The sequence below is a fragment of the Streptomyces spirodelae genome (genome assembly GCF_017676385.1).
Classification (GTDB): Bacteria; Actinomycetota; Actinomycetes; order Streptomycetales; family Streptomycetaceae; genus Streptomyces; species Streptomyces spirodelae.
Genome location: NZ_JAFFZN010000001.1, coordinates 482,271 through 494,977 on the forward strand (window position 1 = coordinate 482,271; position 12,707 = coordinate 494,977).

The window sequence follows — 12,707 nt, forward strand, 5'->3', positions numbered from 1 at the left end:
GCAGACAGGGGCGGGGAGAAACACCATGGAGTCCACACAGCAGGCCGACCGGACAGACAGCACCGAGCAGCGCCGCAGACAGCTGCTGGAAGCCGCCGAACGCGTCGTGCTCCGCGACGGCCCCGGGGCCTCCATGAACGCGATCGCCGCCGAGGCGGGTATCACCAAGCCCATCCTCTACCGGCACTTCGGCGACAAGGGCGGCCTCTACCGGGCGCTGGCCACCCGGCACACCGAAGCGCTGCTGGCCTCACTGCGCGCCGCGCTCGACGCACCGCGCCAGCGGCGCGAGCGCGTGGAGGCCACCTTGGACACCTATCTGGCCGCCATCGAGGCCCATCCGCAGGTCTACCGCTTCCTGATGCATCCGGCCGAGGACTCCTCCAGCAGCGAACGCGGATTCGACGTGGGCCAGCACTCGGCGCCACTGCTGCGGCGGCTGGGCGAGGAGCTGGCCAAGGTGATCGCCGAACGGCTCGACCTGGGACCCGAGGCCGAGGAGCTGGCCCGGGTCTGGGGCCACGGGATCGTCGGCATGATGCATGCCGCCGGGGACTGGTGGCTGCGCGAACGGCCCTGCGAGCGGGCGGTGTTGGTACGGCACCTCGCGGATCTGCTGTGGGGGCGGCTCGCTGCCGCAGGTGACCGCGTGGGCGGTACCCCCTTCTGAGAGGAGGCTGCCCCTGTCGGCCGTGGACCGCTGCGGGTCCACCGTGGTCGCTCGCGCAGTTGCCCGCGCCCCAGACGGGGCCAGTCGCTACAACTTGCGGGCCGCGCGCAGTGTGCGGTGGCGGGACCACCCCGTGAGCCGGTCGACGTAGACGCGGCCCTCCAGATGGTCGTACTCGTGCTGGAGGCAGCGGGCGAAATAGCCGCTGCCCTCCACCCGCACCGGCGCTCCGGTCAGGTCCTCGCCCTCGATCACGGCCACGTCGGCGCGCGGGGTGGGCGCCTCGAGGCCGGGCAGCGAGAGACATCCCTCGGGGCCGCGCACGGTCACCCCGTCCAGACGCGTCAGACGGGGGTTGACCACATGGCCCCGGTGGCGGCGGTCCTCGTCGTCCGGGCAGTCGTAGACGAACACCCGCAGCGGCACCCCGATCTGGCAGGCCGCCAGTCCGACGCCGTACGCCGCGTACATGGTCGCGTACAGGTCCTCGACCAGCGCGGGCAGCGAGGAGCGGTCCGCAGCGGCGACCGGGCGGCCGGCGGTGTGCAGCACCGGATCGCCGTACCTCCGTAGCGGGTGTACGGCGCCCGTGCTGCCGGGAATGAGGCCGCGTCTCATGACTGTCAGCCTACGCCCGGTACCGCATTGTCGATCTTTGCAGGGGTGGCGCGGTCAGGGGCCCGGCGGGATCTCGGTAGGCTTCTCTCCTATGCGCGAGGGGCAAGGAGGTTCAGACACGATGGCAGGCAACACGGAGCCGCTGTCGCCGCGGTCCCGGCTGGCCGTGACGGCGGGCAAGGCGGCCGCGGCGGTGTCGCGGGCTGCGGGCCGCGGGAGCGGGTCGGTGATCGGCGGCAAGGTAGCGCTCAGGCTCGACCCCGACCTGCTGCAACGGCTTGCCCAGCACCTGGACGTGGTCCTGGTGTCCGCCACCAACGGCAAGACGACGACCACCAGGCTGATCGCCGAGGCGCTGCGCGCCAACGGTGAGGTGGTCTCCAACGCGCTGGGCGCCAACATGCCTGCCGGTATCACCTCGGCGCTGGCCGGCGGCTCCAACGCGCGCTACGGCGTCATCGAGGTGGACGAGAAGTACCTCTCCGGTGTGGCCAAGGATGTGACGCCCAAGGCCATAGCGCTGCTGAACCTCTCGCGTGACCAGCTCGACCGCGCCGCTGAGACCCGGATGCTCGCCGAGCGGTGGCGCGAGGGCCTCTCCGGGCAGAAGGCGGTCATCGTCGCCAACGCGGACGACCCGCTGGTGGTCTGGGCGGCGTCGTCCTCGCCCAACGTGGTGTGGGTGGCCGCGGGGCAGGAGTGGAAGGACGACGCCTGGTCCTGCCCGGCGTGCGGCGGTGTGATGCAGCGCCCCGGCGACGACTGGTTCTGCGCCGAGTGCGGCTTCCGCCGCCCGACGCCGACCTGGGCGCTGTCCGGCGACCACGTACTGGACCCGCACGGCTCCGCCTGGCCCATCCACCTCCAGCTCCCCGGACGCGCCAACAAGGCCAACGCCGCGACCTCCGCCGCCGTGGCAGCCGCCTTCGGGGTGCCGCCGCAGGTCGCGCTGGAGCGGATGTACGCTGTCAAGGCCGTCGCCGGGCGGTACGACGTGGTGCAGTACGAGGGCCGGGACATGCGGCTGCTGCTGGCCAAGAACCCCGCCGGGTGGCTGGAGACCTTCTCCCTGATCGACCCGCCGCCCACCCCGGTGATCCTGTCGGTGAACGCGCGCGGCGCGGACGGCACCGACACCTCCTGGCTGTGGGACGTGGACTACGGACGGCTGGCCGGGCACCCGATCTGTGTGATCGGCGACCGCAAGCTGGACCTCGCGGTGCGGCTGGAGGTCGCGGGCGTGGACTTCCAGGTCTGCGAGAGCCCAGCGGACGCGGTGCGCCGGTGCCCGCCCGGGCGGATCGAGACGATTGCCAACTACACCGCGTTCCAGGACCTGCGCCGCGCAGTCGGCAACTGATCACCCGTATCTTGGGTTGCCGGGCCTTCGTGTGCCCGACCCATCGATCCGCTCAAGGAGACTGGCGGCATGAGTGACACGAGTCTGCGTCTGGTCTGGGTCTACCCCGACCTGCTGAGCACGTACGGCGACCAGGGCAACGCGCTCGTGGTGGAGCGGCGGGCGCGGCAGCGCGGGCTGGATGTCCAGCGGCTGGACGTCCGCTCGGACCAGCCGATCCCGACGTCCGGCGACATCTATCTGATCGGCGGCGGCGAGGACCGGCCGCAGCGACTGGCGGCCGAGCGGCTGCTGCGCGACGGCGGTCTGAACCGGGCCGTGGACAACGGCGCCATCGTCTTCGCGGTGTGCGCCGGCTACCAGATCATGGGCCACGAGTTCGTCAACGATCTGGGCGAGCGCTCGGCAGGACTCGGGCTGCTGGACGTGGTCAGCAGCCGGGGTGAGGCCGAGCGGTGCGTGGGCGACGTCCTGGGCGAAGCCGACGAGCAGCTGCGCCTCCCGCAGCTCACCGGCTTCGAGAACCACCAGGGCATCACCCATCTCGGCCCCGGCGTGCGCCCGCTCGCCCGGGTGCAGCTCGGCAACGGCAACGGCACAGGCGACGGCACCGAGGGTGCCTGGCGGGACACGGTCTTCGGCACGTATCTGCACGGCCCGGTGCTGGCCCGTAACCCGCAGATCGCGGACCTGCTGATCAAGCTGTCGCTGGATGTCAACGCGCTGCCACCGACCGACGACACCTGGTACGAGGCGCTGCGGCAGGAGCGGATCGCGGCGGCGACCCAGCCCGCCTGATCCGGGCCGCCTCGGCACGTCGTCCCACGCGCGCCTCACACGCGCCTCACACGCGCGCCTCACACGCGCGCCGCGCGGCGGAACCGCCCGCCTCGACCGCCCCCGTGCAGGCGGCCGAGGCGGGCGTTCTAGGCTGGTGCGGGCTTATCGGTCGGTTGCGGGAGAGTTCGGATGGATCACGGCGGACACGGCATGACGATGGACCTACCGCCGTTCACGCTCGCGCGGGGCCTGGAGTTCACCGGCGAGCCGTTCTTCCTGATCGGGTGCCTGCTGGCGCTGGCGCTCTACGGCTGGGGAGTGGCGCGGCTGCGGCGTCGGGGCGATGCCTGGCCGGTCAGCCGCACCGTGGGCTTCACCGCGGGTGTGGCCACGGTGGCGCTGGTGATGTGCACGGGGCTCAACGAGTACGGCATGGTGCTCTTCAGCGTGCACATGGTGCAGCACATGGTGATCAGCATGCTCTCGCCGATCCTCCTGCTGCTGGGCGCCCCTGTCACGCTCGCGCTGCGGGCGCTGCCTTCGGCGGCTCGCAGCCAGGGGATGCGCAAGGGCCCCCGGGAGCTGCTGGTGGCGCTGCTGCACAGCCGCTATGTGCGGGTGATCTCGCATCCGGCGTTCACCATCCCGCTGTTCATCGCGAGCCTGTACGCGCTGTACTTCACGCCGCTGTTCGACCTGCTGATGGGCTCCAAGGCCGGGCACATCGCGATGATGGTGCACTTCCTCGCCGTCGGCCTGGTCTTCTTCTGGCCGATCATGGGCGTGGATCCCGGCCCGCACCGCCCCGGCTATGTGATGCGGATGCTGGAGCTGTTCGCGGGGATGCCGTTCCACGCCTTCTTCGGCATCGCGCTGATGATGGCCTCCGAGCCGATGGTGGAGACCTACGCGAACCCGCCGGCCTCGCTCGGCGTCAGCGCGCTCTCCGACCAGACGGCGGCCGGCGGTATCGCCTGGGCGTTCAGCGAGATCCCCTCGGTGCTGGTGCTGATCGCGCTGGTGTTCCAGTGGTACGTCAGCGAACAACGCCAGGCCCGTCGCCGGGACCGCCGCGCCGACCGGGACGGTGACAAGGATCTGGCCGCCTACAACGCCTACCTCGCCTCCCTCCAGACCCGGAGCGACTCCGGGGGCACGTGAGAGCGATCGGCACGGGCGCGTTGAAGCGCGCAGTGGCGCACGGGGCCGCGGACGGGTGACCATAGGGACCTGGGCGCGGCCCCTGTCCGTGCGCGATCCGTAGGTCTCGGGGCCGCCGGGAGGAGGACATGCTGTGATGTCTGGGATGACGCGCATGCCGGTGTCCGCGAAGGCGATGATTGTGTGCACGGTCATCGGTCTCGTGGTGGTGACGGCGTACACCGCGGCGCTGGGGAGCAGCGGATGGCTCTGGTTCTGCTGGATCGTGCTGGGATTGGTCACGCTGGGAGTTTTCGCCACGCGTGACTGAGGGGACGCGGCGCGTAGCTGTGGGGACGCGCCGCGTGGCTGAGGGAGGAACGTCGCGCGTGACTGAGAGAAGGCCACGCGTGACCGGGGGCGCGCCACGCGTGACCGGGGGGCGGGATTCGGGGGGAGCGACTACGACGGACGGTGCCGGGGCGCGTCAGCTCCCGGCACCGAACTCCGTCAGGAACGCCTTGTCGAACGCCGCCAGATCGGCCGGCTTGCGGCTGGTGATCAGCTTGTTGTTGCCGCCGTCGCAGACCCTGACCTGCTCGTCGACCCAGGTGCCCCCGGCGTTCTCGATGTCGGTGCGCAGGCTCGGATAGGAGGTCAGCGTACGGCCGCGTACCACATCGGCCTCGACCAGTGTCCAGGGCGCATGGCAGATGGCCGCGACGGGCAGTCCCGCGTCGAAGAAGCCCTTCACGAACGCGACGGCGTTCTCGTCCGTGCGCAGGAAGTCGGGGTTGGCCACCCCACCGGGCAGTACGAGTCCGTCGAATTCGCCGGGCCCGGCCTGCGCGACCAGTTGGTCGACGGGGAAGGTGTCGGCCTTGTCCAGGTGGTTGAACGCCTGGACGGTGTCCCCCCGCGTGGAGAGCAGGACAGGCGTGCCGCCCGCGTCCTTGACGGCGTCCCACGGGTCGGTCAGCTCGATCTGTTCGGCGCCCTCGGGCGCGACGAGAAAGGCAACACGCACGTCTCTCACGTCCTTTCCGTCATCTCGCGTGCGCTCCGCCGGGTCCCCACCGGACGGACACCTATGCGTCGGGGCGCGGGAACGGGAAGCGCGCCGTCAGCCTTCCTCCGTGCCCGGCTGCTTCCCCGTCGGCAGCACCGGGTGCCGGCCGAGGATGAAGACGCCGACCACCACCGCCAGCAGCCCGATGACCTCGCCCGCCAGCGCACCAGGCGTGAGCCGGATGGAGTCCCCCAGGAAGCCGATGCCGCAGGCGATACCGGCCAGCGGCTCGGATGCCGTCAGGGACGGCAGCGACATCCGCAGCGGGCCGCCCTCGAAGGCGCTCTGCACGAGCACCAGGCCGATCACAGCGAGGGCGACGATGGTGTAGCCCTGCCAGGTCAGCAGCACGCCGACCAGGCCGGAGGAGTCGTAGATGCCGCCGACGACCCGGGTCAGGGCGTCCTGGAGACCGTAGAGCGAGCCGGCCGCGGTCGCCAGCAGGGGCGGTTCCTTGAACAGTTCGAGGTGGCGCGCGATGAGCACCAGAACCAGCGCGATGCCGACGAGGATGCCGAAGATCAGCCAGTGGCGCAGGGGCCCCGCCTCGCGGTCGGTGCCCTCCGGCCGGCCCGCGATGATGAAGGCCGTCACTCCGCCGCTGAGCAGTACCACGCCGCCCCAGCCCGACCAGCCCAGCCGCTGACTGCTCAGCCGCCGCGCGAAGACCATCGCGAACAGCAGATTGGTCGCCAGCAGCGGCTCGACCGTGGACAGTTCCCCCTGCATCAGCGCGTAGGCGCTGGTGAGCTGGCCGACCACCATGCTGGCGATGCCCAGCAGCCAGCGCGGGACCCGCACCAGGTCCAGGAGCAGCCGGAAGGACAGTACGTCGGCAACCGGAGCACGGGAGGCGGCGTCCTGCTGCAGTACGAAGCCCAGGCCGAGGAAGCAGGCGGCGACCAGCCCGTAGACGTAGACAGCCACGGGACGCCCCTTTCCGCCGACCGGACGGTGCGAGTGCCCTGCGGCGCGTGCGCACGCCTGTCCGCGCCGTTCGCCTGGGAACAGCGCCGCCGAGATTAGGCGCCCGCGGAGGCGGAGACCACGACACCCGGCGCTCGGCCGGGCGGCACGCCCCCTAAGCATGAAAGCCCGAGGGCCGAATGGCGCTTCCAGGGTTTCTCCAGCCGGAGCCGCCACCCTGGGGCCGACTGTGCGCGACCTCTCCACGCGACCTCGGACGGGACATGACCAAGGAACTGAGAGTTGGCCCGTTCCCCAGGGAACGCCGGCACACCGCCTGCTTCCTGAGCGAGCTGCGCGGCTTCGCGCCGGTGTTCCTGGGCGCGGAGATCGATATGAGCGCCGTACGGCGCCACCAGGCGAGCGCGGACGGTGGCGACTGCTCGACCCTCGGCTATGTGCTGTACACGGCGGCACGGGTACTGGCCGCTCATCCCGAGGCCAACGCCGCACTGCGCGGCCGACTGCGCCCGCGGGTGGCCCACTACAGCACGGTGGCCGGGAAACTGACGCTGGACAAGCGGCTCGGCGGGCGCCGTGTGGTGCTCTCGGCGGTGCTGCCCGAGCTGCATCTGCGGAGTCTTCAGGAGATCGCCGAGCAGCTCGCGCACTACCGTGACGGCGACCCCGCGGTGATGCCCGAGTACGCCGGGGTGCGCACCCTGCACCGGCTCCCGGGGCCGCTGGGGCGGCTCGCGTACCGGACGGCGACCCGGCCTTTGCGCCGCAGGGCGGAGACCACCGGCACGTTCTCCGTGACGTCGCTGGGCCGCCGCCCTGTGACCTCGTTCCACTCGGTCGGCGGCACGACGGTCACTCTCGGCCTGGGAGCGGTGGCCGACCGTCCTGTCGTACGGGACGGAGAGCTCGCCGTCGCTCCGGTGCTGCCGCTGTCGCTCACCTTCGACCACCGGGTGATCGACGGCGCCGAGGCGGCGGATGTGCTCGGCGAGCTCAAGGAGGCGCTGGAGAGCTTCGGCGACTTTTGCGACATCCCCCGCCGAGTTCCGCGAAACCGCGACGACGTCTCAAAACTGTCTCACAAAAACGGGGCTATTTTTTGAGATGCCGGTAGACGGTCGCCCGGGACACCCCGAGCCGCGCCGCGATGGAGTCCACCGTGTGCTCACCGCTGGCGTGCCATTCCCGGGCCAGGTCGGCGTCGGCCGCCGACAGTGATCTGGGGCGTCCGCCCCGCGCCCGGCGCGCGCCGGGGGCCGAATCCGGAAGCAGGCGCCAGGCCCCGGCCAGCAAGTGGTCCCGCAGCACCTCGTTGGTCAGCTGCGGCATCAGCGCAACCGGGTCGGTGACCGCCGAGACGGCCTGTGCGACGGCGATGCGCTCGGGGATGCCGGCCTCGGCGCCGGCTCCGACCTCGATGCCGTACTCCATGGTGCGCAGCAGGCGGCTGAAGGAGTCCGAGGGCGTCGCCGGCAGCTCCCTCAAAAGGGTGACGAGGGTATTGCGGTAGCGCAGGAAGACATCCAGCCAGCCGGTTATCAGCGTCCTGCGCACCGCCCCGATACCGCCGGCCTCCTGCTGGGCGACCGCGTCGTCCAGCACCTGCTCCAGCTCGGCCGTCATCGGGTTGAGCAGGTCACCGAGGATCTCCGCCTTCGAGGGGAAGTGGTAGTACAGCGCGGCCTTGGTGATACCCACCCGGTCGGCGACCTCCTGCAGGGCCGTCGCGTGGTAACCGCGTTCGACGAACAGCCGCTCCGCCTCGTGCAGAATCCGCTCGCGCGTACTGGTCTGCTGATCCAATGTCCGCACCCCCGCTTACCCTCGGTCAGTTTTGCATGTACTCTCTACCTACCAAGAGTAGGCACAGCGGCAAGGAGTTTTGCAATGCTGACCAACGTCCCGTCGCCCGGTGGTGATCCCGGTGTCGCGATCAGTATCCGCGACCTGGTCAAAACTTTCGGTGACACGACGGCGCTCGACCATCTCCAGCTGACGGCCCGCTCCGGCGAGGTCCACGGCTTCCTCGGACCGAACGGCGCCGGCAAGTCCACCACCATCAGGGTCCTGCTCGGGCTGCTGCGCAAAGACTCCGGACACGCCACTCTGCTCGGCGGCGATCCGTGGAACGACGCGGTCGAACTGCACCGCAGGCTGGCCTACGTACCCGGGGATGTGAACCTGTGGCCGAACCTGACGGGCGGCGAGGCGATCGATCTGCTGGGGTCCCTGCGCGGCGGACTGAACGAGGCCCGCAGGCGTGACCTGCTGGAGAAGTTCTCGCTCGACCCGGGCAAGAAGATGCGCACCTACTCCAAGGGCAACCGGCAGAAGGTCGCCCTGGTGGCCGCGTTCTCGTCCGACGTCGAGCTGTACATCCTGGACGAACCGACCTCCGGACTCGACCCGCTGATGGAGGCGGTCTTCCAGGAGTGCGTCCAGGAACTCCGTGAGGCGGGCAAGACCATCCTGCTCTCCAGCCACATCCTCGCCGAGGTGGAGAAGCTCTGCGACCGGGTGAGCATCATCAGGGAGGGCCGCACGGTCGAGTCGGGCACCCTCTCCGAGCTGCGCCACCTCACCCGCACCTCGCTCCAGGTGGAGACCGAGACACCGCCGGCCGAACTGCACTCGATGCCCGGCGTGCACAAGCTCGTCGTGGAGGGCCACCACGCCACGTTCGAGGCGGACACCGCCCAGCTCGGCGAGGTGCACCGGCACCTGGCAGCGCTCGGGGTCCGCTCGCTGACCAGCACCCCGCCCACCCTGGAGGAGCTGTTCCTGCGTCACTACGGCGACCAGACGGCAGCTGAGCCCGCCGACAGCGTGGTGGGTGCCCGGTGAGGGCGCTGACCGGCACCGGGGTACTGACCCGGCTGGCGCTGCGGCGGGACCGCATCCGGCTGCCGCTGTGGGTGGTCGGGCTGGCCGGGCTGTTCGCCTCCATCGGCGACAGCATCACCGGCCTGTACGAGACGGAGGCCGCGCGGCTGGAGAACGCCCAGGTCCGCGCGGACAACGTGGTGACCCGCGCGTTCACGGGCCCGGCACCGGGCAGCAGTTCGGGCGCTCTGACCGTGTCCGAGGGACTGGTCTTCACCTGTGTCCTCGTCGCGCTGATGAACATCCTGCTCGTGGTCCGGCACACCCGGCAGAACGAGGAGCTGGGCCGGGCCGAGCTGGTCGGATCCGCGGCCGTCGGCAGGCACGCGGGGCTGGCAGCGGCCCTGCTGGTCGCGGGCCTCGCCAATGTGCTGCTGATCGTCCTCAGCACGCTGGCCCTGATCGGCATGGGGATGCCGGCCGGCGGCTCCGTGCTGGCCGGGGTGGCACTCGGCACGGTGGGGCTGGCCTTCGCCGGACTCACGGCGATCGCCGCCCAGCTGACCGAGAGCGCCCGCGCCGCCACCGGGCTTGGAGGTCTCGTGCTCGCCACGACATTCCTGCTGCGCGCCGCGGGGGACGCCTTCGGCAACACCGCCTCGGACGACATCACCGTCAACCCCGCCTGGCCGAGCTGGTTCTCGCCGCTGGGCTGGGGCCAGCAGCTGCGCCCCTACGGAGAGAGCCGGGTGTGGCCGGTGGCGCTGCTGCTGGTGTGCACCGCCGTCAGTGTGCTCCTCGCGGTGTGGCTGAGCGTCCACCGGGACGTGGGCACGGGCATGCTGCCCGCTCGGCGCGGCTCCGTCCGGGCGAGCTCGGCACTGCTCAAGCCGCTGGGGCTGGTCTGGCGCCTGCAGCGCGGGCTGCTGCTCGGCTGGATGGTCGGCATCGCGGTCTTCGGCGCGGTCTTCGGCGGCATCGGCGACCAGGTCGAGGATCTGTTCAGCAGCGAGAAGAGCGCCCAGTTCGTCCGGGACCTGGGCGGGGAGGGCGACCTGGTGAACGCGTACTTCGCGGGAATGATGGGCCTGCTCGCGGTGGTCGTCTCCGGCTTCACCGTGCAGGCGCTGATCCGGCTGCGCTCCGACGAGGAGGGCGGTCCCGCCGAGGCGGTGCTGGCCACCTCGGTCAGCCGGGCGCACTGGGTGCTGGCGCACGCACTGGTGGCCCTCGTGGGCACGGCACTGGTGCTCGCGGTGCTCGGGCTGAGCACCGGCCTGGCCTACGGGGCGGTGTCGGACGATCTGACGGGGGCGCTGGGTGACCTGCTCGAGACGACACTGGCGCAGCTCGCGCCGACCGCGGTGCTTGCGGGCTTCGCGCTGGCGGCCTTCGGGCTGCTGCCCCGGCTGGCGGCGGCGGTGACCTGGGCGGCGTTCGCGGTCTGCCTGGTGATCGGCCAGTTCGGGACCCTGCTGGACCTGCCGGACGCGCTGATCGACATCTCGCCCTTCAGCCATCTGCCGAACCTGCCGGCCGAATCCCTCACCGCGATGCCGATCGTGGTGATGGCGGCGCTCGCCGCCGTGCTCGCCGCGGTCGGGGTGGCGGGCTTCCGTCGGCGCAGCCTCGCGCTCGGCGGCTGACCAACCACGAAGGGAGGAAGTGCACGGTGGAGATCGTCAAGAATTTGAACCATCCGGAAGGACTGGCCCTCAAGTTGCTGAAACTGCCCGTCCACTTCTACCGACTCGGCCTGGGGCGGCTGTTCGGCGAGCGCATGCTCATGATCAACCATGTCGGGCGGGTCACCGGGAAACAGCGCAGCACAGTGGTGGAGGTGATCCGGCACGAGCAGCGCGACGACAGCTATCTGATCGCCTCCGGGTGGGGGCCGCGGACGGACTGGTACCGCAACCTGCTGTCCCGGCGCCGGGCCACCATCCAGGTCGCCGGCCGGACGAAGCCGGTGCGGGTCGAACCGCTTCCCCAGGAAGAGGCGACGGAGATCGTGGCGGGCTACTTCTGGCGGAACCGCGCCATGGCCAAGCGGCTGCTCCCCCGGCTCTACGGCTACGCGGTCGACGGCTCGAAGTCCGACTTCTACGAGGTCGCCAGGCACGTGCCCATGGTGCGGCTGATCCCGACCCGGTGATCCGGCCGCAGTGGCCCGCCCCCCGGCTGGGGGCGGGCCACTGGGCGGCGGAGCACTCCGGCACTCAGTGGCCCGGATACCGGCTCAGACGAGGAACAGCGACACCGTGTCCGCCACACAGGCCGGGCGCGGCTCCTCCTGGATCTCCACCGTCATCCGGGCCGAGACCAGCCAGCCCCCGGGAACGCCCTGAGCCCCGGTGAGTTCGGCACCGCCGCGCACCCGGGCTCCCACCCTGACCGGGCGGGGGAAGCGCACCCGCTCCAGCCCGAAGTTCACCCCGGTACGGGACCGTTCGACCGTGAAGATCGCCCGCATCATCGACGGCAGCAGACCGAGCATCAGAAATCCGTCGGGGGCCGGATCGGCGGCGGGGCTGTCCGGTGTCCCGGAGTTCCCTGAATTCCCGGACGGCCGCGGAGAATCACCCGCTGCTTGCGCGAATTTCTCCACCCTCTCCGGAGTGATCTCCAGCCATTCGCTGTAGCCGAGGTGCTGGCCCTTCGCTGAGACCAGTTCATCCAGTCCGGAGAAATTTCTCATGGCCCCGATTCTGTTGACCGGTGCACGCGCGTACAAGAGTTCACCTTCCATTCCGGACGAGCCGTCAGCGGTTCGTCAGCCGGCTCTCAGCAGCACGTCAGTGTGGGATCAGCCGGGCTCGGCACACTCCGTTCCATGGCTGCGACTTCCGCCGCCCGCGGCAAACGGACGCGGGCGCGCCTGCTCGACGCCGCGGTACGGCTCATCGTCGAGCAGGGCTGGGGCGAGGTGACCACCCGGAAGGCGGCCGCACGCGCGGGGGTCCCGCAGGGAGCGGTGCACTACCACTTCGCCACCGTCGGCGATCTGCGCATCGAAGCCGCGCTGGACGCGCTGACGCGTGCGCGAGTGACGGTGGGCGGCGTCGAGCCGTCCACCGCGGTGCTGCTGACCGAGACCCTGCTGGCGGCCACGCGCGAGGACCGGCTGCGCGGGGAGCTGTCCGGACTGATGCGGCAGTGGCACTCCGCCGCCGCGCACCAGCTGGGCGCACCAGGGCACTCCGGGGAGGAACCGGGGCACGCCGGGGAAGAAGAGGTCGTCACGGCCGCGGTGCTCGGTGTGACCCTGCCCAGCCTGGTGCTGCACCGCCTCGTCGATCCCGGGACGCCCGCCACGCCGC

15 protein-coding genes are annotated in these 12,707 nt (G+C 71.0%); 10 read left to right on the forward strand and 5 right to left on the reverse strand.

The window, feature by feature from the left end:
* Positions 1-25 precede the first annotated feature (25 nt).
* The gene (locus tag JW592_RS02200) at positions 26-670 is read left to right on the forward strand and encodes a TetR/AcrR family transcriptional regulator (RefSeq protein WP_209263089.1); all 645 of its coding nucleotides are present in this window, start codon (positions 26-28) and stop codon (positions 668-670) included.
* An 87-nt stretch (positions 671-757) separates the two neighbouring features.
* On the opposite strand, the gene def is transcribed toward JW592_RS02200, so the two are convergent.
* Positions 758-1,288, reverse strand: a complete 531-nt coding sequence (gene def, locus JW592_RS02205; RefSeq protein ID WP_209263090.1) for a peptide deformylase — start codon at positions 1,286-1,288, stop codon at positions 758-760.
* Positions 1,289-1,409: 121 nt separating this feature from the next.
* On the opposite strand from def, the gene JW592_RS02210 reads away from it, so the two are divergent.
* The 4 genes from JW592_RS02210 to JW592_RS02225 all read left to right on the forward strand — a co-directional run bounded on the left by JW592_RS02210 (position 1,410) and on the right by JW592_RS02225 (position 4,899).
* Positions 1,410-2,648, forward strand: coding sequence for a MurT ligase domain-containing protein (locus tag JW592_RS02210; RefSeq protein WP_209263091.1), 1,239 nt, complete (start codon positions 1,410-1,412; stop codon positions 2,646-2,648).
* 69 nt (positions 2,649-2,717) lie between these two features.
* Positions 2,718-3,446 carry a type 1 glutamine amidotransferase gene (locus JW592_RS02215; protein ID WP_209263092.1) on the forward strand — a complete coding sequence of 243 codons (729 nt, stop codon included), beginning with the start codon at positions 2,718-2,720 and terminating at the stop codon, positions 3,444-3,446.
* 171 nt (positions 3,447-3,617) lie between these two features.
* On the forward strand, positions 3,618-4,589 hold the full coding sequence (locus JW592_RS02220; protein ID WP_209263093.1) for a cytochrome c oxidase assembly protein: 972 nt from the start codon (positions 3,618-3,620) through the stop codon (positions 4,587-4,589).
* A gap of 136 nt (positions 4,590-4,725) precedes the next feature.
* A complete protein-coding gene (locus JW592_RS02225; RefSeq protein WP_209263145.1) occupies positions 4,726-4,899 on the forward strand; it encodes a hypothetical protein in 174 nt (57 codons plus the stop codon).
* Positions 4,900-5,055: 156 nt separating this feature from the next.
* On the opposite strand, the gene JW592_RS02230 is transcribed toward JW592_RS02225, so the two are convergent.
* On the reverse strand, positions 5,056-5,595 hold the full coding sequence (locus JW592_RS02230) for a type 1 glutamine amidotransferase domain-containing protein (protein ID WP_209263094.1): 540 nt from the start codon (positions 5,593-5,595) through the stop codon (positions 5,056-5,058).
* A 96-nt stretch (positions 5,596-5,691) separates the two neighbouring features.
* On the reverse strand, positions 5,692-6,564 hold the full coding sequence (locus JW592_RS02235) for a DMT family transporter (protein WP_209263095.1): 873 nt from the start codon (positions 6,562-6,564) through the stop codon (positions 5,692-5,694).
* 263 nt (positions 6,565-6,827) lie between these two features.
* Between JW592_RS02235 and JW592_RS02240 the strand changes: the two genes are divergently transcribed.
* A complete protein-coding gene (locus JW592_RS02240; RefSeq protein WP_229374982.1) occupies positions 6,828-7,667 on the forward strand; it encodes a 2-oxo acid dehydrogenase subunit E2 in 840 nt (279 codons plus the stop codon).
* Here JW592_RS02240 and JW592_RS02245 read toward each other — a convergent pair.
* The gene (locus tag JW592_RS02245) at positions 7,657-8,367 is read right to left on the reverse strand and encodes a TetR family transcriptional regulator (RefSeq protein WP_209263096.1); all 711 of its coding nucleotides are present in this window, start codon (positions 8,365-8,367) and stop codon (positions 7,657-7,659) included. The genes JW592_RS02240 and JW592_RS02245 overlap by 11 nt on opposite strands.
* A gap of 84 nt (positions 8,368-8,451) precedes the next feature.
* Here JW592_RS02245 and JW592_RS02250 point away from each other — a divergent pair, with 84 nt between their 5' ends.
* The 3 genes from JW592_RS02250 to JW592_RS02260 are packed head-to-tail and all read left to right on the forward strand — an operon-like array spanning position 8,452 to position 11,542.
* On the forward strand, positions 8,452-9,408 hold the full coding sequence (locus tag JW592_RS02250) for an ABC transporter ATP-binding protein (protein WP_209263097.1): 957 nt from the start codon (positions 8,452-8,454) through the stop codon (positions 9,406-9,408).
* Positions 9,405-11,033, forward strand: coding sequence for an ABC transporter permease (locus JW592_RS02255; RefSeq protein ID WP_209263098.1), 1,629 nt, complete (start codon positions 9,405-9,407; stop codon positions 11,031-11,033). Before JW592_RS02250 ends, JW592_RS02255 begins: the two co-directional genes overlap by 4 nt.
* Before the next feature lie 26 nt (positions 11,034-11,059).
* Complete coding sequence (locus JW592_RS02260) at positions 11,060-11,542, forward strand: nitroreductase family deazaflavin-dependent oxidoreductase (protein ID WP_209263099.1); 483 nt, start codon at positions 11,060-11,062, stop codon at positions 11,540-11,542.
* 84 nt (positions 11,543-11,626) lie between these two features.
* Here the strand turns inward: JW592_RS02260 and JW592_RS02265 are convergent, their stop codons facing one another.
* Positions 11,627-12,085 carry a hotdog family protein gene (locus JW592_RS02265; protein WP_209263100.1) on the reverse strand — a complete coding sequence of 153 codons (459 nt, stop codon included), beginning with the start codon at positions 12,083-12,085 and terminating at the stop codon, positions 11,627-11,629.
* Between the two features lie 135 nt (positions 12,086-12,220).
* Here JW592_RS02265 and JW592_RS02270 point away from each other — a divergent pair.
* Positions 12,221-12,707: TetR/AcrR family transcriptional regulator (locus JW592_RS02270; RefSeq protein WP_209263101.1), on the forward strand; the 487-nt coding region annotated here is incomplete at its 3' end.